This window comes from Synechococcus sp. PCC 7335 (assembly GCF_000155595.1).
GTDB lineage: Bacteria > Cyanobacteriota > Cyanobacteriia > Phormidesmidales > Phormidesmidaceae > Phormidesmis.
This window is the reverse complement of the sequence record NZ_DS989904.1, coordinates 1,385,636-1,405,416: the sequence shown is the minus strand read 5'-3', so window position 1 is coordinate 1,405,416 and position 19,781 is coordinate 1,385,636. Positions and strand designations below refer to the sequence as shown.

Below are 19,781 nucleotides of genomic sequence, written 5' to 3'. Positions count from 1 at the left end.
TAGGACCAATAAATCATGAGCTTAAAAGATCGCATCTCCGAAGAAATCAAAGCGGCGATGAAGGCAAAAGACAAGCTGCGGCTCGAAACCGTGCGCGGTATTAAAAAAGTCATCCTTGAAAAAGAGAGCGAAATCCGAGGTAAAGGCCGTGACAAACTCACTGAAGAAGAAGAGCTAGCCGTCGTCATGCAGTTGGCTAAGCAGCGCCGCGACTCTATCAAGCAGTTCACGGATGCAGGTCGTGAAGAGCTAGCCGACAAAGAAGCTAAAGAGCTAGAAGTCTTAGAAGAATACCTGCCTGCTCAGCTATCTGAAGAAGAGATCGAAGCGGCTGTGGATGAAGCGATCGCACAGGTTGGAGCCACTGGCCCTCGAGATATGGGTAAAGTCATGGGACCTGTGATGCAAAAGCTCAAAGGTCAAGCAGACGGTGGAAAAGTACAGGCGATTGTGAAATCAAAGCTGATGAATTGACGCTCAGCCTTCCTTTTTTAAAGAAACATTGTAGAGTCAGGGTAAGAAACTGAGGTCTAATGCTTTCTCTAACTCATAGGGACAATCGATTGGAAACGTCTCTAATATCAGACCAGTTTCGTCAGATGCTAGCGTTCTAGCGTTTGCATAAGTTTTGTCAACCACAGTGGGTAGATAGTTTCTCAAACTGGGACTGTCCAACAAAATATCTTCGATCTCGATTCTAGAATTCGATATAGAGGCCTTCCAACTTTTCGACTGCTTATCAGGCTGATACTGCCATTTCAATAGATGCAATAAAAGCACCTTCAAATAGCTGCGAAGGGCCTTCTTATCCCGCTTCGCCAAATCTTCTATCTCCGCTACCAGGTTAGCTACATCCAAGTCTTCTAGCCGCTTTGCTCTAAGCGCGGCCGCCTGATCTTCTATCCAAAGATTAAAATCAATATCGTATAGGGATTTGAGCTTGAGCATAGGAACTAGCGAATGCACTACGTATGAGCTGTTCTCTCTAATCCTAGCTGAATTAGCTTGTCTACCAAATCAGAGAACTTGATGCCAGAGGCTTCCCACATCATGGGGTACATACTGGTTGCAGTAAATCCAGGCATAGTGTTGATTTCGTTGATCAAGATCTGATCTGTCTTTTCGATATAGAAGAAGTCTACTCGGGCAAGGCCAGAGCCATCGATCGCTTGAAAGGCAGCAATGGCCATTTCTTGGATGCGATCGCGCACCTGGTCCGACACCGGGGAAGGAATCAATAGTTCTGCTCCCCCTTCGGTGTATTTCGCTGCGTAATCGTAAAAGTCAGTGCTAAACCTAGTCTCACCCAGCACTGAGGCTTTGGGGTTGTCATTGCCCAGAATTGAGCACTCTATTTCACGGGCAACCACGCCAGTTTCTACAATCACCCGTCGATCATAGCTAGCTGCTAGATCTAAGGCGGTTTCCAGCTCTTGCCGATTGGTTGCTTTAGAGATACCCACAGAGGAGCCTAGGTTTGCTGGCTTAACGAAACAGGGATAACCCAGTGCTTCATCTATACCATCACAGAGCTTAGGAAATATGCAGGGGTTGGAATAGATTTCTGCGCGTGAGACACCGCGATAGTTGACCTGGGGCAACCCGGCCTGAGCAAAGGCGCTTTTCGAGGCAAGCTTGTCCATCCCCAATGATGACCCAAGTACCCCACAGCCGACGTAGGGCACTTCTAGCACTTCAAATAGGCCTTGAAGCGTGCCGTCTTCTCCATTTGGACCGTGGATAACAGGGAACCAAATATCGATATGGCCTAGCGCCGACAGGTCAGGCAGACGTTTGATAGGTTTAGCAGCAGAGGGCAACTCCCCAATAGGGCCTTCGTCCTGCATGGCAGGTTTGCCAGAAGCCAAGACTTGCTGAGCGGTTTGCCCACTTTCCCAACTGCCATCTTTATGAATCAAAATAGGCACTACAGCGTACTTAGTTTGGTTCTCGTCTATGGACAGGGCCTGGGCGATCGCACCTGCCGAGCGAATCGATACTTCGTGCTCACCAGAGCGTCCGCCAAAAACTAAACCCACCTGCATAGCCATCGCTGTCACTTCCCTATCCAATGCTTCCGGCTAGCCTATCACGGCAGATATAGCAAAGTAAGGATGCGCGCTTACTTTGCTCGTCAGGAGCGTTTTTTTGACAAAGGTTGAACCTTTCTGGTCATAATGAATCCGCACAGTTTCAAGCCCAATGCTCGAAATGCATTTGAGCAGATAACTACTTTTTGATAAGGACGCTGTGAAATATTTTTTCCTTTCTGAAAATTGGACGACTGGTAGAGTTTGGGAGTTTGGCGGTCTTTGGAACGAACTTGCCTGGAAGCGGAAACCCTATGTCAGTCGTCAATCACTCTATATTCAAGAAGATGGCGACAACCTGCGGCTCTATCAGGTAGAAGAATCAATATTGATGATCGAAGTGAAACCAAAGGAGGCCACAGCGCCCGCTATCGGTCAAGTTGTTCTCAAAAGATTACTCACGGCAGAGCAAGTCATCGACCGGCTATGTCAGGAGAAAGTGTTCACTGACATTTAGCGCCCAGTCGCTGGCTAGCAGAAGTGGCTTGGGGAAAAATAGAAGTAGTCACCTGAGCCGAGCTAGAGTGCGCTGACGTTACTAATTGCGCGTTCTATCGCGACTAAAGCCCGGTTATAGCCCAAAATGGCCGCCACGTTGTTAGCTTCAGCCTCTGTCAGCTCGCTCTGAGCACTTAGGACGTCTAGCTGAGTGCCTACACCCGCTTGTAGTCGCAAGTTAGCTAGTGCCAAGGCTTCTTCTGCTTGCACAACAGCGACTTCTGAAGTAGCAATGTTCTCTTGGTTAGCCTGCAAATTAAAGAAAGCTTGCTCTACGTCAAATCGAACTTCGTCTAGGTTCGAGCTGAACTGTTCTTCAGCAATTTGACTAGCAATTTCCTGCTGTCTAGCACTAGCACGCGCTGCCCCACCGTCGAAGGGATTCCAGACAAAGCGAGCACCAAAAGAATAGGCATCTGTGACGCCATCGTTATCATTAATAAACGTCTGTGCGCTGTAGTTTGCGAATAGCTGAACAGAAGGTCTAATTGCCGCTAGCGCAATTTTTCGCTGCTCGTCGCTAAGATCGGCTTGGTATAGCTGCTGCTCTAGTTCGGCGCGGTTTTGAAAGGCTAGTACAATACTTTCTTCTAAGTCTAAGGGCCAGTTTTCTGCGACGGCTACTGGGGTCGTGGCAATAGTAGCAGTTGGGGGCAAGTTGAGCACCTGAGCGATCGCCCGGCGATTGATCCGCTCTTGACTTTGAGCTTGAATCACCGCTTGGCGCGCATTGGCAAACTGAACTTCGGCGCGCAAGGTATCAAACCGAGTACCTACGCCCACTTCCTGTCTAAGTCTAGAATCGCGAAGGTTACGGGCGGCTTCTTCTAGGAAAGACTGGTTGATCCGAATTTGTTCACCCGCATCTTGCAGATCGTAATAGGCATTGGCAGTAGTCAGCCGGATATCCTCCTGTTGAACTTCTACAGCCAGCGTACTAATTTCCTCTTGGAGTTCTGCGGCTCGGATGCTGGCACGGCGCGCGCCGCCAGTAAAGACATCGTAATTAATTTCAGTTGAGCCGCTGACTAGCGTATCTATGCCGCTTGGTTCTTCCAAAAAATCTGCACGAGTACTTTCTTGAGTGATGGCATTGGCAGTGACGTCTATACCAGGCAAAAGAGCGGCTCTTGCTTCTCTAACTGCAGCAGTGGCCTGCTCTAGGCTCAGTAAAGCTGCCTGAAGCGACTGGTTATTACGATAGGCCAGCTCTACAGCCTGTTCTAAGGTGATAACTTGCGTTTCTTCGATTGAGACTTCTTCTGTTGTAGTTGGAAAAGTTAGTGGATTAGGATCGGCAGTTAAGCTGTCAGGGACTACGTCGATTTCACGGCCTGATGCCTCTGAGGGCGCACCGAGTTCTGAGTCTAGAGTCTCCGAATCTAGTATCTCTGAGGGTGTCTCCGTCTCAGAATCTGGGGTTGTGGGAGGGGGCGCTGGGATGGACTCAATGATCAGGGGGGGCCTTGGAATGGGTGACTCCAAAGTAGGCAGACCATTACCATCTTCATCAGCTTCGATCTCAGAGGTAGTGTTCGCCTGAGCAACCGCTTCTGAAAAGCTCGCGCCAGCTTCTAGCCTAGTGTCTAGCTTGGCTAATGACTTGATTTCTAGATCACTACTTTCAGCAGATTGAGCCCAGCGAGTCTGAGTAGAAAGCTCTGATTCTATGGCCTGTCGTCGATTGCGTACTTCTATAGGCAGCGGCTGAGCGGAGTCTCCGAGCAGGCGATCGCGGAGCTTGGAAAATTTTGGGGCAGCAGGCTCTATGCTCGGTACTATGCTACTCGGTACTATATCACTCTGGACTGTGCCAGCAGTAGGCTGAGCAGTGAGTGTAACGTTCTCGCTCGCAGAGGACTCAGACAGTGCGCGCGGAGCGAGCCCGAGCGAATTACCTACTGTGGCATCTTGAGGCTGATCTTCTAGCCGCGAATCATTATTCGTAGGCGTTTCTTCCGAGGCAGCAATAGCAGCTTTAGGTAGAAAAGACATCGAACTACTGGCTGCTAACAAGAAGAATGCAGCTGATTGGAGATAGCGCATAAAACTAACTAATTCAATAAGTGGGGATCGATGACCTGGTTAAGCTTAGCCGACATAGCCACCCTACTCAAAGGCATATAGCTAGGAGTAGATCCACAGCAGGCATCTATGAGTTCTGATAGACTTGCAACGGATAATACTGAACAGTTTAGTTCATTTTCTAAGCTCAGTAGGGACATATCGTCGAGAAAGTAAGTGTCTTCTGGGCGCTGGCTATCGCCTTGTTTGAGCATCACGGTAGGCAGCAGAACATAATCGCCTAGGGCTCTTCGACTCAAGTGCCTAGCGACATCCTGGCCAGTCAGTAGCCCTGTTACGGTGATTTCTTGCCCCCAATAGTCACTGTTGATAGCCACCATATCCACACTCAGACCATCGACCTGATTTAAGCGATCAACCAACGGCGCAAAGGCATGCTCAACAGCGTTACCAACCACCCAGGTAACCTTACGCGGCGGAGTGACCTTTGCCGGTAACTTTTGAGCAAGCTGATCAAACTCTTTAAGAAACAATCGAATAGAACCTACTCCATTACCAATTTGCGGATAAGACTCATAGTGATGTTCAGGAGGCAGCGATCGCCGTCCCATCAGAAACCACTCATCGGCTAGCCAAGCAAAAGTAGTCCCTAGCTTGGCTTGGAAATCGGCCTGGATAGCCGTAACTTGATCGATCACTTCCTGCGCTTTGGCAGTCGTCACTGGAACTAGTTCATCTTGGTCTGGGCGAAAGCGGGTAAGCCCGACCGGAACAACAGCAGCAGAAATGACCGTAGGGACATCGCCTGTATGAAAAGCGGCGAGATCTTTTAGGGTTCTTTCTAGATGGGGACCGTCGTTAATCCCAGGGCAAACAACGACCTGGGCATGAATCTGCAGCCGGTGCGATTGGAACCAGCGGATGTGATCTAGAATCTGAGCGGCTCTGTCATTTTTGAGCAAACGCGATCGCACTTCCGGTTCAGTCGCATGCACCGAAACATAGAGAGGAGACAGGCGCAGCTGAGCAATCCGATCCCACTCGGCAGGTGGAATGTTAGTCAGTGTCAGATAGCTGCCATATAGAAAGCTCAGTCGGTAGTCATCGTCTTTTAGATACAGCGTCTCTCTTTTTCCAGGTGGCTGCTGATCGATAAAGCAAAACGGACAGCGATTGACACACTGAATGAGTCCATCAAATAGCGCTGTCTCAAACTCTAAACCAAGCTCCTCATCAAAATCCTTTTCGATTTCGATCTGATGCGAGACGCCTTTTGCGTCTATCACTTCCAAGTTTAAAACTTCATCAGCGCACAAAAATCGGTAGTCGATCAAGTCTCTAGGGCGCTGCCCGTTCACAGAGACCAGCCGATCGCCCGCTTCAAATCCAATCTCTTCAGCAATCGAGCCTGAGACCACGCTGGTGACTTTAGCAGGGGAAAGAGTGGTGGTTTTCATAGGCGGTAGCGAACAAATATCGTTTTATCAATGGTGCCAGTTCCATTTCCATATGGTGTCAGTGTATACAGCCTTGAGCTATATATTCTCCAATCTTCCAAGCGCGATCGCAATCAAAATCACCGCACCAAACGCAAGACGGTACCAGACGAAGACCCAAGTACTGTGCTTTTTTAAAAAATCAATTAGCCAGGCGATCGCTAGATAAGACGATACTACCGCCGCTGCTAAGCCCCCTAATAAAGGCACTAAGGCAACGGCACTATCAGCGCCGACAACATCTGTGATAGACACTAGCCCTGATAGTAGTATTGCTGGCATTCCTAATAAGAAAGAAAATCTAGCCGCCGTTTCCCGCTTGAGACCAATGAACAGCCCAGCCGTCAGCGTAGAACCAGAGCGAGAGGCCCCAGGAACCAGCGCAAAGGCTTGAGCAATGCCCACAAGCAAACCATCAAAGAGCCCTAGCTTGCCAAAATCACGCCTGCGCTTACCCAGTAGTTCTGCGATCGCCAGCAAGATCGCCATTACAATTGAGGTGATGGCGATCGCTGATGTCGAACGCACGATTGAATCCTCGTAGCCAGGGACAAACAGCTTTAGATACAGGCCCACTACCACGATTGGCAACGTTCCTAGCAGAATACCTAAACCCAATCGAAACTCAAGCGAGCCAAAGCGCTTTGCCAACAGCGCCTTGAGAAAATTCACTGTCACCATAGACAGATCGTTCCAAAAGTACCAAAGAATCGCGGCAACGCTGCCCAGCTGAATCACTGCCGTAAACGATACCCCCGGATCGCCCCAGCCGAGCACAACCGGCACGACTTTTACATGAGCTGTACTGCTAATCGGCAAAAATTCTGTTAGCCCTTGGACAATCCCAATCACAACAGCTCGAATCAGCGTCATTGATTGGTCAGTGGCTCCCGAGGCCGTCATCATCCAGAGCAGCATTCCTGGTATCAGCATGTATGATTTCAACCTGCAATCTATTTTGTCTACTTTTGACGCTCGAACTTTCAGCGCTTAATCAAGACTTATCTCGCGATACCTGTCTAGATAGGGCGCTGAGATACGCTAGCTTGAATCTCGCACATACGCTAGCTTGGACCCCTTGATAAGACGTTCATTAGGGCAATCGAAAGCTCCTACAGCTAATGCCAAAGCTAATGCCAAAACCAAATGACCCAAGCCATCGTTTCAAGTACGTCCTCCTACTAGTAGTCACGTAGTCACGGCTAGTAGTCACGGCGATATTCTATAACTACTAAGCGTTCCCCCAATCGGAGGATTTTGAAAGAACTCTGTAAAGAGTGCATTAAGTTAACGGGCAACTTCACTGCTTCACCGCTAAGCTCTACAGAGATAAAATACATACGTGTAGCAATTAGCTTCATTTGGCGAAGATTGTAGTCATTGAGAGTAGCCACCAAGAATACTAAACGCCGACTACAGACTGCTATAGAACCTTTGACTTAAGACAACCCTAATTTTGGAGCACAGCAGCATAGCCACAGCCTAGGATAAATCGTGCTATGTTAAGAATGGTTAATCAATCTCAGAAAAGCCTTGCAAGTTCTCCAAACAATCACGCCACAAGTCAAGGATATTGAGACTTTGCAGATTTCTAATAAAAGTAGCGTCAACAGCTCATTAAGCAACCGGCTGAGCAAGAGTGACGATGATTCTGTTGTGTCGCTACGCAGACCACTACCTACAGCTAGTCTGCCTACGGCTAGTCGAGCGGGCAGCCAGCTACGGTATAGAATTGCTAGCCTTTTTAGTCGCACTCGCGTTCAGGCTTTTACGGCTGCCGCCTTTTTAGTCGCCGTTCCGGTTTTTGTTCAAGCCCCCCTAGTTCGCTTAGTTCCGCAAGTCAGCTTACTGATGAGTGCTATCTGGCTATTCATAGGCTGGAAGCTACTACAAAAAGACAATACCCAGCTTTGGGGAGACTTGATGATTGGGTTTAGTTGGACCTGGTTAGCCGGAGCGGTCTATTGGGGCTGGTTTCGGTGGGACCCATATGTCCATCTGCCCATAGAGGCTTTAGGTCTGCCGATGGTGCTGATTCTGTTGCGCTACGGAAAAGCAAAAATCGGCAACTATTTTTACTTGGGTTCGCTCCTGGGTACAGCGATCACAGACCTATACTTCTATTGCGTAGGTCTAATTCCTTACTGGCGAGCGCTCATGGTAAATCCACCTGACCAAGCAGGCAGGATTCTACACAGCGCCCTGATGCGGATGGGAACCTACCAGGGGGTAGGCAGCGCGATTGTGCTGTTGTCTCTATTAGTCATGCTAGGGACTATACCGTTAAGATCGAATAGCACTAAGTGGTGGGCTTTCAGTGGTGCGGTGCTAAGTACTATCTTGGTAGATAGCCTATTTTTTGTGGCTGCTATTTTTGCCTAAGTGATATGCCTAAGTGACTTGCTTAAGTGACCAAAGCCTAGGTAGTCAAACCCCGAACAACCATGGCTCAAGTGACTAGGTCTTAAGTGACTAGGTCTTAAGTGACTGGGGCTCGAGTGACCGGGGTTGGATAGATTTTCCTATCAGCTCGTGTGTCTTCAAAGAAAAGTTATTTATTGGTAGCTGTGGCAACTTCTAAGCCTACCACCGAGATTGGGCCCTACTTAGTCCTGAAAAAAGACTGCAAGCAGCGGCCGATGCTATTAGCTGGCAATCAGTGCTGGACAGTGGGTCGTAGTGAGGACAATCACTTTGTGCTGTGCGATCGCTGGATCTCGCGTAACCATGCCATGCTGCAATACATGGAAACGGGTGAGTTTTATCTCATCGACTTAGGGAGTCGTAACGGGACCTTTCTCAATGGTCGCCGCGTAAGTGTGCCAGTTACCTTGCGCGATGGCGATGCAATCACCTTCGGACAAACTGAACTCAATTTCTACTGTCCGATCGCCAAACCGGATCTAGATTGCGATGACAAACAAGTTCAGGACCATAGTGCCACCGCTACTCTTCACATTCGCAAGTTAATTTCGGTACTAGTCATCGACATTCGCGACTACACCGTTATGGCCCGTCGGCTTGACGAGAAAGTCTTATCTGCAGTAATTGGCACTTGGTTTCGTTACGCCGGAGAAATCCTTGGCAAGCATGATAGCTGGGTTGATAAGTATATTGGCGATGCGGTGATGGCGGTCTGGATTCATGGCACCCAAGAGGTGACACCGGAGTCCATATTGCAAATTGCCAAAGCCATCAGCGAACTTAATCAGATGACAATGCAGCTCCATAAAGAATTTTCCTTGCCCTTGCCTCTGCGCATTGGAGCTGGACTCAACACTGGCTATGCCATGGTCGGGAATGCAGGTAGCCGCGATCGCCCCGACTACACCCCCCTAGGCGATACGGTGAATGCGGCTTTTCGATTTGAGAGTTCGACTAAGCACTTGGGCCTAGATCTATCGGTGGGTGAGACGACCTATCAAGCACTAGCGCAAATAGGCGTTAACGAAGAAACCTTTAAACGTTATGCCACCGAGCTAAAGGGATATGAGCAGAGGGTAGTCACTTACGGTTGCGCCTTTTGCGATCTAGAAAGCTTCATTGCTAGCCATGAGCCCAGCTACGAAGAATCAGTGGCCATATAGAGCACTAGTTCATAAGGGACTGGCTATATAGGGCATTAGATGGCTATTAGAAGACAGTGTCTCTCTAGAGATCCGCGCAAAAATGATATCCTCATAGTAAAGCTGCTGAGAGTATATTTAAAACGAGGTTTTGAGCGGATGAAACTAGCAATCAGAAAAGCATTGGGTAGATGGCTTGTCTTCGGTATCACACTGATGATTGTCCAGGGCTTCATGCTCTCTGGATCTTCGCTGTCAGCTATGGCATCGCCTTCCAACAGCAATACAGCCTTTTTTGCCAACGGCCAAATTAACGGCATCACGCTACTAGCCAACGCCGGTGGAAAGGACTTGCGTAACACTGTAGACGACAAACTAGCTACCGCATACGGCAGTAAAATTGACGTGAACAACACTAATATTGCTGCTTTTCGCAAGCACCGCGGTTTATATCCAACCATTGCAGGCAAGGTGGTTTCTAACGCACCTTATGATTCTATAGAGGACATCTTGGATATTCCTGGTCTGAGAGAAGTTGAGAAAGATCGTCTTCAGAAGAATATGGACATCTTTACAATCTCTGATCCGGTTCCTGCTCTGGTAGAGGGTGCAGATCGATTCAACAACGGTGTCTATAAGTAACGCCTAGGTGATGGACTAACTATAGTCAGAGCTATCTCTTACCACTGAACCATCCCTTTGAAGCCTTTAGCCAACTTCGGCTGAAGGCTTTGCCTTTTGAAGTATTGTGACTGATAGAGTAAGACAGCTCGAGCTGCCACTCAGCTGCCACTTATGAGAGCGTTTTTTGTTGGCAATTTCTTCCAAGACAATGGGCTTCGATGTATTGGTTGTAGGCGGTGGTGCTGCTGGGCTTTATTCAGCGCTGTGTCTGCCAACGCATCTTAAGGTAGGCCTGCTGACTAAAGACACACTGGCGCTATCAGCAAGTGACTGGGCCCAAGGTGGAATTGCGGCCGCGATCGCACCTGATGATTCAACTACCTTACACATCGATGACACGCTAAGAGCAGGCGCTGGGCTCTGTGAGCCTGAGGCGGTAGAGCTACTCGTCGAGGAAGCTCGGCAATGTATAAATTCTTTGGTTGATCTAGGTGTGGCTTTCGACCGTAGCGGACAGCAACTAGCGATGACGCTAGAAGCTGCGCATTCTCGCAAACGAGTTTTGCACGCAGCAGATACGACCGGACACGCAATCGTCCTAACGCTGGCCCAGCGAGTACTAAGTCAAAAGAATATACAAGTCTTTGATCAATCTTTCGCATTAGATCTGTGGATAGAAGCAGGTGTCTGCAAAGGAGTTTGTCTTTCCCAAATCAACAGAGAAGGAGCATCGGATATCCGCTGGCTACCAGCGCAGGCGGTTGTGCTGGCAACAGGCGGCGGTGGCCAGGTTTTTTCACAAACGACTAATCCTGAAGCTAGTACAGGAGATGGGGTGGCCATGGCTTGGCGAGCAGGGGCAAGTGTTAGAGATCTAGAATTCTTTCAGTTTCATCCAACTGCACTTACAAAAGCAGAAGCGCCGCACTTTTTGATCAGTGAAGCAGTCAGAGGTGAAGGCGCACATCTACTAGATAGCGAAGGATATCGATTTGCTTTTGACTATCATCCAGATGGGGAGCTGGCCCCACGTGATGTAGTCAGTCGAGCAATCTTCTCTCACTTGCAGAAAAATAGGGGTACGGAAGTTGTCTACTTAGACCTTAGCCCTATCGAGCCAGAACGAATTCAGTATCGCTTTCCTAATATTATTCGCGTTTGCAAACAGTGGGGGGTTGACTTATTCAATCAACCGATTCCCGTCTCTCCAGCAGCACACTACTGGATGGGGGGAATTGTTGCTGGACTTAGTAGTGAAACAACCATCGCGAATTTGTACGCGGTGGGAGAGAACGCTAGTACGGGTGTTCATGGAGCAAACAGGCTAGCGAGCAATTCTCTGTTGGAGTGTTTAGTGTATGGAGCGCAGCTTAGGAGTATCCGGTTAGCTGACAAAGCGGCGATTCCTATCGCTACTAACGCTGAGAGAGCAAAGGCTAAGATGGTTGTGGTCGATGATAGCTCGCAAAAGCAGTTGATTCGATGGCGCGAAGAGATTCCTCAGCTAATTTGGAGCCATTCAGGGATTAGCCGAGAGCAAGCCTTGATGGAAGAGGCGATCGCACAGATTACTCAATGGCAGCAGCAATTTGACCAGCTTTCTATCAGCAAAGATTTGAACTTCGAGCCTGGAGAAACTGTGAGACTACCCTCAGTTAGTGCCGGAAAAGTTAGGCTTTGGGGAGAGGTAAGAAACTTGCTAGCGATCGCAGCGCTCATTCTTAGAAGCGCTAACTTCCGCACAGAAAGTCGAGGCGGTCATTATCGCCGCGATCATCCTGCTCAAGATGAACAGTGGTTAGGTCATACAGTGATAGAAGGCGATCAGATAAGACTGCAGAGGCTTGGCAAAAGCTATAGCTAGCGCGAAGAGCCTAACTCGATGGCTTAACTCTCGTACCGACTCACAACCACAGTTGCGAGATGCCCTATACTCATTAAGCTTCTGTTTTGAACACCTGCTTTAACACATCTAACCGTGAGCAACTCCAATAGTCCACATGCGACTCAATAAGATTCTGCTCGCTTAGCCATAACTCCGTGCGTCCAGGGATATGGAGTCTCGAAGACCAGGGAACGGGGGGATTCATATTAAGCGTCCACCGCAGCTCAATTAGAGAGGGCGCAGACGCTTCGATACTGTGCAGATCCATTTGCACATCCCCAAAGAACCAGTCGATAAAGCCAATCATTCGGCGAAACAGCTCAACTCCTTCAAACTTGTTCATTGGGTCTTTAAACTTTACATCTTCAGCGTAGAGACCATAGGACTGGTCTTTTGGGAACCTCTCGTAGTCTTGCTTTAGCTGTTCAATGATCTGTTGCTTCGTTAGTTGCTTCACGATCTTCATAGTGCTACGCCCGATCAACATCGACAGTAGGCCAAAGCCTCTCTAGCTGTGCTCGCCAAGCCGTCATTGCCTTATTCTGATAATCTTGCTCGCCCATCTCACCCATCACCCCTTCTGAGTAGAAGCGGTCTAAGGTCCTGATTGTGTCTTCTAGAGACTGGCCTTGAAGTTTAGCGGCAGTAATAATCTGAGTAATTTGGGCTTCCATTAAACGAGAGAAAAAAATCTCTGCGCCTTGCGATTTCATTTTGGTTAGTTGATCAATAGCTCGTGCTAGCAACGGCGGAGTCAAGGACTCAAAATCAAATTGAGAAACGCCCCAAACGACGTTCTGATGAAAAGCGTAGCGGGCCTCTCGAGTCTGATCGAAGTTAGCCTCTAGCATTTGAGTGATGAATGACTGAGCCTCCGCAATTGGCATGATTGGTGTCATGAGCTTTAGAAGCGGCGGATTTGCGATCGCAATCAGCCGCATCTCCTCCGTTTCTACTTGCCAAGCATCCGGGGGCGCATACTGAGCGGCCTTGCCAAATCTAGCGGTCAGTGCATCAGTCAGGTCATCAGGCGTCATATCACAAATGGGAAGAGCTTCATCATTTAGGAAAGTCGTACAGAAGGTTCTTGAAAAGAAGCTCTGCCTGTTTAAAACCTAGCATCGTCATCACAAAAGGCGGCCCATCAAAAGATAGACCGCCTGGTTCTAGAATTGGTAAAAGGAGATTAGTCTAGCTAAATTCCTTTACTTTTCTACTGGCTCGACCGATTTCGACTTAGTAATCAAAATCACCCATACCACCACCTGATGGAGCTTTATCGTCTTCAGGCTTGTCAACGACAATGCACTCTGTAGTTAGCACCATCGCTGCGATAGAAGCCGCGTTTTGCAAAGCAGAACGGGTAACTTTTGCAGGATCGACAATACCAGCTTCTAGCATGCTGACGAACTCATTGGTCGCCGCGTTGTAGCCAACATTGGCGTCTTTCTCTTTGACCCGCTCAGCAATCACTGCACCGTTTTGACCGGCGTTCTCAGCGATTCGCTTCAGCGGTGAAGTCAACGCACGAGTCACAATCATTGCACCAACTAGCTCTTCACCCTCTAAGTTAGAAGTCGCCCAGGACTCTAGACCAGGAGAAAGGTGCGCTAGCGTCGTGCCGCCGCCAGGAACGATACCTTCTTCAACAGCAGCTTTGGTTGCATTGATCGCATCTTCAAGGCGAAGCTTGCGGTCTTTCATCTCGGTCTCGGTTGCAGCCCCGACTTTGATCACGGCGACACCACCAGAGAGCTTAGCCAAGCGCTCTTGTAGCTTCTCAGTGTCATAGCTAGATTCAGACTCGTCAATCTGGCGGCGAATCTGATCGCAGCGACTCTTCACAGCAGCCTCGTTGCCTTCAGCGACCAAAGTTGTGCTGTCTTTGGTGATAGTGACGCGGCGAGCCGAGCCAAGCTGCTCGAGAGTGGTCGTGTCAATTTTAAGCCCAGCGTCCTCGGTAATCAGGGTACCGCCTGTGAGAATAGCAATATCTTCAAGCATGGCTTTGCGGCGATCGCCAAAACCGGGTGCTTTGACCGCAGCTACATTCAACACACCACGCAAACGGTTGACCACTAAAGTAGCTAGCGCTTCTTTCTCGATATCCTCGGAGATGATCAGCAAAGGACGGCCGCCACGAGCAACTTGCTCAAGCACAGGCACAAGATCTTGTACAAGGGCAATCTTCTTGTCAGTGATCAAGATATAGGGCTCATCAAAAGCCGCTTCCATCCGTTCGGGGTCAGTCACGAAGTAAGGCGAGATATAGCCTTTGTCAAAGCGCATCCCTTCGGTAATCTCGAGTTCGGTGAACATCGATTTGCCTTCTTCTAAGGAGATAACGCCTTCGCGGCCTACTTTCTCCATAGCGTTGGCGATCATTTGACCGACTTCTTCATCGTTACCCGCAGAGATAGAACCCACCTGGGCGATCGCATTCGAATCACCCACTGGCTGTGCCTGCTCAGCAATCTTATCGACGAGATAAGCCGTCGCTTTATCAACGCCGCGCTTGAGGGCGATCGCGTTTGCACCTGCCGCTACGTTGCGCAAGCCTTCTTTAACAATCGCGTGAGCTAGTACAGTCGCAGTTGTCGTGCCGTCACCCGCAGAGTCGTTAGTCTTAGACGCTGCCTGACGAATCAACGAGACGCCAGTGTTTTCGACGTTATCTTCAAGCTCAATTTCTTTGGCGATAGTCACACCGTCGTTGACAATTTGAGGAGAGCCAAATTTCTTTTCAAGTACGACGTTACGGCCTTTAGGACCGAGGGTGACTGCCACCGCTTCAGACAAAATGTCCATCCCACGCTCTAGAGCGCGTCGGGCATTTTCGTTATAGATGATGCGTTTTGCCATAGTTATAGATAGGGAAGAGTGTTAGTGAAAAAACAAGATGAACCAGTAGCTGTGGGGAAACCAACTAGCTAGGCAAATAACTAATAAGTAACAGTAGCTAAAATGTCTTTTTCAGAAAGCAAAATGTACTCACCGCCTTCCATCTTGATTTCGGTACCCGCGTATTTGGAATAGAGCACCTTATCACCTACGCTCACATCCATGGACTGGCGGCTACCGCTCTCGTCTACTTTGCCAGGGCCAACGGCTGTAATTTCGCCAACCTGAGGCTTTTCCTTAGCCGCATCAGGCAAAATGATACCGCCAGCAGTCTGCTCTGCCGACTCGCTGACTTTGACGAATACGCGATCGCCCAAGGGCTTGAGTGTTGCTTTACCTAAAGAGATAGCTGCCATTGTGACTTCTCCGCTGTGAATCAAAATAATGTTGTGCTTGTCCCGGCTCAGCAAATCATGCTAATGCCGGCACGATTAAAGCCCAGCAAAGTAATCAGTTGCGATCTTCGCTAGGGCCCTATCAAAAGTTAAAAGCAAGAGTTAGCACTCTCTGCTGTCGAGTGCTAATCTATCGAAATAGAGGAGATGAATGCAACGGGACAGACGGTGCGGGTTACCGAACTAAGAGAACGACCAATAAGATAAAGACCAATAGCGAAGTTCTAGGCACAAGAGCAAGCGCTTCTATAAGTCCGCTCCTATGGCTGAGTAGAACTTACACTCTGCGTAAATTCGTCATTCATCATTCACACTTCATATTTTTTAAAGCCTGACATCTAGTGATAATCTTGAGTATGGCGCGAGTTGATCTTATTAAGAAGTTACATTTGGAGTTACTTTGGTTAGATCGTAACTAGGCGCGGTATCAGCTAAAACGTAGGACAGGCGCACAGAATGGTCTCCACCGCAGAGAAAACAAACACTGGCTACATCACTCAGATTATTGGCCCAGTTTTAGACGTTAAGTTCCCCAATGGCGAACTTCCAAAGATTTATAACGCGATTAAAGTCACGGGCACAAATCCTGCTGGGCAGGAAGTTACGGTTACTTGTGAAGTGCAGCAGCTACTGGGTGACTCTCAGGTTCGTGCGGTCTCGATGAGTTCTACCGATGGACTCGTACGCGGCATGGAAGCTGAGGATTTAGGTAGTCCTATCAACGTCCCGGTTGGGAAAGCAACGCTAGGACGAATTTTCAATGTTTTAGGTGAACCTGTAGACGAGAAAGGTCCTGTCGATGCCGAATCGTCTCTACCTATTCATAGACCTGCGCCTGAGCTTGTCGACCTTGAGACAAAGCCAGCTGTATTTGAGACTGGTATCAAGGTTGTAGACCTACTGGCTCCTTATCGACGCGGCGGAAAAGTTGGGCTATTCGGCGGCGCTGGCGTCGGCAAAACTGTTTTGATTCAAGAGCTAATCAACAACATTGCCAAAGAGCATAGCGGTGTTTCAGTATTTGGTGGCGTTGGCGAGCGCACTCGTGAAGGGAACGATCTCTACAACGAATTCATCGAGTCTGGCGTAATTAATGCCGACGATCTTAGCCAATCGAAAGTGGCTCTAGTGTACGGTCAAATGAATGAGCCGCCTGGTGCTCGCATGCGCGTAGCCCTCTCTGCGCTGACAATGGCTGAGTACTTCCGTGATGTGAACAAGCAAGATGTATTGCTGTTTGTAGATAACATCTTCCGCTTTGTACAGGCCGGTTCTGAAGTATCCGCACTGCTAGGCCGAATGCCTTCTGCGGTAGGTTATCAGCCCACGCTAGGAACCGACATGGGTGACTTGCAAGAGCGGATTGCCTCTACAACCGATGGTTCTATCACCTCTATTCAGGCGGTATACGTGCCTGCGGACGACTTAACCGACCCTGCTCCGGCTACGACCTTTGCCCATCTAGACGCGACTACCACGCTTTCACGGGCATTAGCCTCCAAAGGCATCTATCCGGCGGTAGATCCCTTGGATTCTACTTCCACCATGCTTCAACCAGACATCGTCGGCGAAGAGCACTACGGCACAGCTCGGGCGGTACAGTCCACGCTACAGCGCTACAAGGAACTGCAAGACATCATTGCAATTCTGGGGCTTGATGAGCTTTCTGAAGAAGACCGCCAGGTAGTAGCCCGCGCTCGTAAGATAGAGAAATTCCTTTCTCAGCCTTTCTTTGTTGCAGAAGTCTTTACGGGTATGTCTGGTAAGTACGTCACGCTAGAAGATACTATCAAGGGTTTCAACATGATTCTTGACGGCGAGCTAGATGACGTTCCTGAGCAGGCTTTCTACCTCAAGGGCGGCATTGAAGAGGTGATCGAAGCCGCTGAGAAAATGAAAGAAGACGCTGCTAAGTAACGTCTTGATCCAAATAGGAAGCAATGCCCCTCTCAAGTGGGGGTGCTTCCTTCTTTAACAACATTATTCAACAGAGAACTATGTCTTTAGTCGTGCGTGTGGTTGCGCCTGATAAAACGGTCTGGGATGACGAAGCTGAAGAAGTGATTTTGCCAAGCACAACTGGTCAGCTGGGCATTTTAGGCGGCCACGCGCCTTTGCTAACAGCGCTAGATACGGGTGTGCTGCGAGTGCGTTCGGCGGAAGGGGCAAAAGAGTGGACTGCGATCGCGCTGATGGGCGGCTTTGCAGAAGTCGACGAGGATGAGGTGACTATCCTTGTCAACGGCGCAGAACGTGGTGATAGTATCGATCAAGCCGAAGCCGAGAAAGCTTATGCAGCAGCCCAAGAAAAGGCAAACAGCCTTTCTGTAGAAGATCGTCAGGGCACGTTGAAAGCAAATCAAGCCCTGAAGAAAGCCCGCGCTCGCTTGCAAGCAGCAGGTGGTAAACTCTAGAGATTTGGAACAATCTATCCCTTGTGAATCGCTGTAGATTTAGAACTTAGCGCTAACTCTACAGCGATTTCTGTTCGCTTAGCTAGTGCTAGTGATGATGTAGCTAGAGTGAAAAGGGAGATCTCACCTACGGGGGACAAGTGCGTTTGGGGTTATGCGCTTAACTAGTCAAGGCGCAGTAACGCCATAAACTCCAGCGCAAGAGGTCAGAAAAGTCAGTCCATGGTCCGAATCAATCAATTAAAAACGCTGCTGTTGCTGATGTTGCTCAGTGGTTTAATCGTGCTAGCAGGCTATCTGCTAGTCGGCAATGAAACGGGTCTGTATTATGGATTGGCGTTTGCTGCTTTCAGTAGCTTTGGTTCTTGGTACTATTCTGATCAGGCAGCCCTATCTGCATTCAAGGCGCAGCCGATAGCACGAGAAGAGGCACCGGAGCTGTACGAACGGATTGAAAAACTATGTGATCGCGCTGAGCTGCCAAATCCTAAACTGTATGTTCTCCCATCGGAGTCACCAAACGCGTTCGCGACTGGGCGCGATCCTGAGCACGCTGCGATCGCGCTTACCCAAGGCATTATCGACCTGCTTCCACCCGACGAACTAGACGCTGTGATTGCCCACGAACTCACCCATGTCCGCAATCGCGACACCCTCACCCAGGCCGTCGCGGGTACTCTTTCAGGTTCATTAACCTATCTCGGACGTATCTTAACTATTGGCGCACTATACGTTCCGATTGCTAGGATAGGACGCCGAGGCAACAATCCTCTAGCCATCTTATTTTTGTTAGTGATTGGCCCTTTCAGCGCTGGACTACTACGCATGGCTATCTCTAGAACCCGAGAATATGCCGCAGATGAAGGCGCCGCTGAAATTACCGGTAATCCTCTTGCCTTGGTCCGTGCCCTGACAAAGCTAGAAGAAATAGGTCAAAAAGTTCCCATTCACGGCAATCCAGCCTTTGCGCCCCTATTTATCGTCAATCCGCTATCAAAAGAAGGCTTGATGAAGCTTTTCCTGACTCATCCACCGACAGAGGACAGAATCGAGCGGCTAAAAGCAATTGCAAAAGGAACTCCCTCTGCGAACACCTCCAAGGCGATGAGTCCCGCTGCTTAGCAAGGGTACGCGAGTTAGAGCCGCAGAACACATCAAATCTTGCACAAATCTCGCAGTATCTAATCAGCTTCCGGCTAAGCAGTCCTACTGTAGCTATCCCTCTCTGAGCAGATATCCTACCGATTGATCAGTCGGTACTGCTTATTTTGCGATAGAGCCAGACATCACCCCGATAACCAAACGCTATAATCCAACTATTCTGCACCTTTCGGGTTCAATGTCACCAGTTACTGCCAAACGATTCAGTCTAGAGGAGTATCATCAGCTAGCTGAGCTTGGCTTCTTCCAAGAGAAGAACCGCGTAGAGCTGATTCGAGGTGAGATTGTCTATATGGCAGCTAAAGGCGTAGCGCACGAAGTTTGTATCACCCGTTTGTGCAGAGAATTACTAAAACAGATAGGCGATACTGCCACTATCCGCTGTCAGTCACCTATCTTACTACCTATACACAGCGAACCTGAACCAGACTTTGTGATCGTACGCAATCGCATAGATGACTACATGGATGGCCATCCTCAGCCAGAGGATATCCTACTGTTAGTTGAGGTCTCAGACTCATCAATAGCCTACGACCAAAGCAATAAGCTCTCGCTCTATGCGGAGTACGATATTGCTCACTATTGGATCTTTAACCTCTTAGATGCAGTTTTAGAATGCTATAAAGCTCCCTATCAAAATCCTAAAGGTAGCTGGGCGTATCGTTCCAAACAGATATATCTGCCTACTGATTCAGTCGTTATTCCCAACTTACCTATGCAGACTAA

General features: G+C 48.9%; 19 protein-coding genes. 10 read left to right on the top strand and 9 right to left on the bottom strand.

Annotated features, from left to right (window positions below; genetic code table 11):
- Window positions 1–15 precede the first annotated feature (15 nt).
- Complete coding sequence (locus S7335_RS06285; protein ID WP_006454955.1) at window positions 16–474, top strand: GatB/YqeY domain-containing protein; 459 nt, start codon at window positions 16–18, stop codon at window positions 472–474.
- A gap of 36 nt (window positions 475–510) precedes the next feature.
- Here the strand turns inward: S7335_RS06285 and S7335_RS06280 are convergent, their stop codons facing one another.
- Together S7335_RS06280 and S7335_RS06275 are read right to left on the bottom strand one after the other, a co-directional pair.
- Window positions 511–948: a DUF29 domain-containing protein gene (locus S7335_RS06280; protein WP_006455093.1), complete on the bottom strand. Its 438-nt coding sequence runs from the start codon at window positions 946–948 to the stop codon at window positions 511–513.
- Between the two features lie 17 nt (window positions 949–965).
- A complete protein-coding gene (locus S7335_RS06275; RefSeq protein ID WP_198011416.1) occupies window positions 966–2,045 on the bottom strand; it encodes a D-alanine--D-alanine ligase family protein in 1,080 nt (359 codons plus the stop codon).
- Window positions 2,046–2,250: 205 nt separating this feature from the next.
- Here S7335_RS06275 and S7335_RS06270 point away from each other — a divergent pair, with 205 nt between their 5' ends.
- Window positions 2,251–2,547, top strand: coding sequence for a hypothetical protein (locus S7335_RS06270; RefSeq protein ID WP_006456652.1), 297 nt, complete (start codon window positions 2,251–2,253; stop codon window positions 2,545–2,547).
- A 62-nt stretch (window positions 2,548–2,609) separates the two neighbouring features.
- Here S7335_RS06270 and S7335_RS06265 read toward each other — a convergent pair whose 3' ends face one another.
- The 3 genes from S7335_RS06265 to S7335_RS06255 all read right to left on the bottom strand — a co-directional run bounded on the left by S7335_RS06265 (window position 2,610) and on the right by S7335_RS06255 (window position 7,042).
- Entirely contained in the window at window positions 2,610–4,583 is a 1,974-nt protein-coding gene (locus tag S7335_RS06265; protein WP_198011353.1) for a TolC family protein, read from the bottom strand.
- 59 nt (window positions 4,584–4,642) lie between these two features.
- The gene (locus tag S7335_RS06260; RefSeq protein ID WP_006457262.1) at window positions 4,643–6,070 is read right to left on the bottom strand and encodes a TIGR03279 family radical SAM protein; all 1,428 of its coding nucleotides are present in this window, start codon (window positions 6,068–6,070) and stop codon (window positions 4,643–4,645) included.
- Window positions 6,071–6,148: 78 nt separating this feature from the next.
- Window positions 6,149–7,042: an undecaprenyl-diphosphate phosphatase gene (locus tag S7335_RS06255; RefSeq protein WP_006453688.1), complete on the bottom strand. Its 894-nt coding sequence runs from the start codon at window positions 7,040–7,042 to the stop codon at window positions 6,149–6,151.
- A 600-nt stretch (window positions 7,043–7,642) separates the two neighbouring features.
- On the opposite strand from S7335_RS06255, the gene S7335_RS06250 reads away from it, so the two are divergent.
- The 4 genes from S7335_RS06250 (at window position 7,643) to nadB (ending at window position 12,163) form a co-directional block, all read left to right on the top strand.
- A complete protein-coding gene (locus S7335_RS06250; RefSeq protein ID WP_006456499.1) occupies window positions 7,643–8,491 on the top strand; it encodes a DUF3120 domain-containing protein in 849 nt (282 codons plus the stop codon).
- A 185-nt stretch (window positions 8,492–8,676) separates the two neighbouring features.
- Window positions 8,677–9,696, top strand: coding sequence for an adenylate/guanylate cyclase domain-containing protein (locus S7335_RS06245; RefSeq protein WP_038017258.1), 1,020 nt, complete (start codon window positions 8,677–8,679; stop codon window positions 9,694–9,696).
- 138 nt (window positions 9,697–9,834) lie between these two features.
- Window positions 9,835–10,317 (top strand): photosystem II complex extrinsic protein PsbU, encoded by a 483-nt coding sequence (gene psbU, locus S7335_RS06240; RefSeq protein ID WP_006455429.1) that lies wholly within the window; start codon window positions 9,835–9,837, stop codon window positions 10,315–10,317.
- 190 nt (window positions 10,318–10,507) lie between these two features.
- A complete protein-coding gene (gene nadB, locus S7335_RS06235; protein ID WP_157620402.1) occupies window positions 10,508–12,163 on the top strand; it encodes an L-aspartate oxidase in 1,656 nt (551 codons plus the stop codon).
- A 73-nt stretch (window positions 12,164–12,236) separates the two neighbouring features.
- On the opposite strand, the gene S7335_RS06230 is transcribed toward nadB, so the two are convergent.
- The 4 genes from S7335_RS06230 to groES all read right to left on the bottom strand — a co-directional run bounded on the left by S7335_RS06230 (window position 12,237) and on the right by groES (window position 15,441).
- Complete coding sequence (locus S7335_RS06230; protein ID WP_006455385.1) at window positions 12,237–12,650, bottom strand: DUF2358 domain-containing protein; 414 nt, start codon at window positions 12,648–12,650, stop codon at window positions 12,237–12,239.
- Window positions 12,651–12,654: 4 nt separating this feature from the next.
- Window positions 12,655–13,221: a hypothetical protein gene (locus S7335_RS06225; RefSeq protein WP_006453625.1), complete on the bottom strand. Its 567-nt coding sequence runs from the start codon at window positions 13,219–13,221 to the stop codon at window positions 12,655–12,657.
- 199 nt (window positions 13,222–13,420) lie between these two features.
- Window positions 13,421–15,046, bottom strand: a complete 1,626-nt coding sequence (gene groL / locus S7335_RS06220; protein ID WP_038015768.1) for a chaperonin GroEL — start codon at window positions 15,044–15,046, stop codon at window positions 13,421–13,423.
- A gap of 80 nt (window positions 15,047–15,126) precedes the next feature.
- Window positions 15,127–15,441, bottom strand: a complete 315-nt coding sequence (gene groES / locus S7335_RS06215; RefSeq protein ID WP_006456873.1) for a co-chaperone GroES — start codon at window positions 15,439–15,441, stop codon at window positions 15,127–15,129.
- Window positions 15,442–15,936: 495 nt separating this feature from the next.
- Here groES and atpD point away from each other — a divergent pair, with 495 nt between their 5' ends.
- The 4 genes from atpD to S7335_RS06195 all read left to right on the top strand — a co-directional run.
- Window positions 15,937–17,397, top strand: a complete 1,461-nt coding sequence (gene atpD, locus S7335_RS06210; RefSeq protein ID WP_006454031.1) for a F0F1 ATP synthase subunit beta — start codon at window positions 15,937–15,939, stop codon at window positions 17,395–17,397.
- Window positions 17,398–17,477: 80 nt separating this feature from the next.
- Window positions 17,478–17,894, top strand: coding sequence for an ATP synthase F1 subunit epsilon (atpC, locus tag S7335_RS06205; RefSeq protein ID WP_038015765.1), 417 nt, complete (start codon window positions 17,478–17,480; stop codon window positions 17,892–17,894).
- Window positions 17,895–18,116: 222 nt separating this feature from the next.
- A complete protein-coding gene (locus tag S7335_RS06200) occupies window positions 18,117–19,016 on the top strand; it encodes a M48 family metalloprotease (RefSeq protein ID WP_006455345.1) in 900 nt (299 codons plus the stop codon).
- A 217-nt stretch (window positions 19,017–19,233) separates the two neighbouring features.
- On the top strand, window positions 19,234–19,781 hold a 548-nt coding region (locus S7335_RS06195), incomplete at its 3' end, for a Uma2 family endonuclease (RefSeq protein ID WP_071776911.1).

Bases quoted from the DNA above. Each gene is read 5' to 3' on its own strand.
- S7335_RS06285 (WP_006454955.1), top strand. From the start codon at position 16: ATGAGCTTAAAAGATCGCATCTCCGAAGAAATCAAAGCGGCGATGAAG.
- S7335_RS06280 (WP_006455093.1), bottom strand. From the start codon at position 948: ATGCTCAAGCTCAAATCCCTATACGATATTGATTTTAATCTTTGGATA.
- S7335_RS06275 (WP_198011416.1), bottom strand. From the start codon at position 2,045: ATGCAGGTGGGTTTAGTTTTTGGCGGACGCTCTGGTGAGCACGAAGTA.
- S7335_RS06265 (WP_198011353.1), bottom strand. From the start codon at position 4,583: ATGTCTTTTCTACCTAAAGCTGCTATTGCTGCCTCGGAAGAAACGCCT.
- S7335_RS06260 (WP_006457262.1), bottom strand. From the start codon at position 6,070: ATGAAAACCACCACTCTTTCCCCTGCTAAAGTCACCAGCGTGGTCTCA.
- S7335_RS06255 (WP_006453688.1), bottom strand. From the start codon at position 7,042: ATGCTGATACCAGGAATGCTGCTCTGGATGATGACGGCCTCGGGAGCC.
- psbU (WP_006455429.1), top strand. From the start codon at position 9,835: ATGAAACTAGCAATCAGAAAAGCATTGGGTAGATGGCTTGTCTTCGGT.
- nadB (WP_157620402.1), top strand. From the start codon at position 10,508: ATGGGCTTCGATGTATTGGTTGTAGGCGGTGGTGCTGCTGGGCTTTAT.
- S7335_RS06230 (WP_006455385.1), bottom strand. From the start codon at position 12,650: ATGAAGATCGTGAAGCAACTAACGAAGCAACAGATCATTGAACAGCTA.
- S7335_RS06225 (WP_006453625.1), bottom strand. From the start codon at position 13,221: ATGACGCCTGATGACCTGACTGATGCACTGACCGCTAGATTTGGCAAG.
- groL (WP_038015768.1), bottom strand. From the start codon at position 15,046: ATGGCAAAACGCATCATCTATAACGAAAATGCCCGACGCGCTCTAGAG.
- groES (WP_006456873.1), bottom strand. From the start codon at position 15,441: ATGGCAGCTATCTCTTTAGGTAAAGCAACACTCAAGCCCTTGGGCGAT.
- atpD (WP_006454031.1), top strand. From the start codon at position 15,937: ATGGTCTCCACCGCAGAGAAAACAAACACTGGCTACATCACTCAGATT.
- atpC (WP_038015765.1), top strand. From the start codon at position 17,478: ATGTCTTTAGTCGTGCGTGTGGTTGCGCCTGATAAAACGGTCTGGGAT.
- S7335_RS06200 (WP_006455345.1), top strand. From the start codon at position 18,117: ATGGTCCGAATCAATCAATTAAAAACGCTGCTGTTGCTGATGTTGCTC.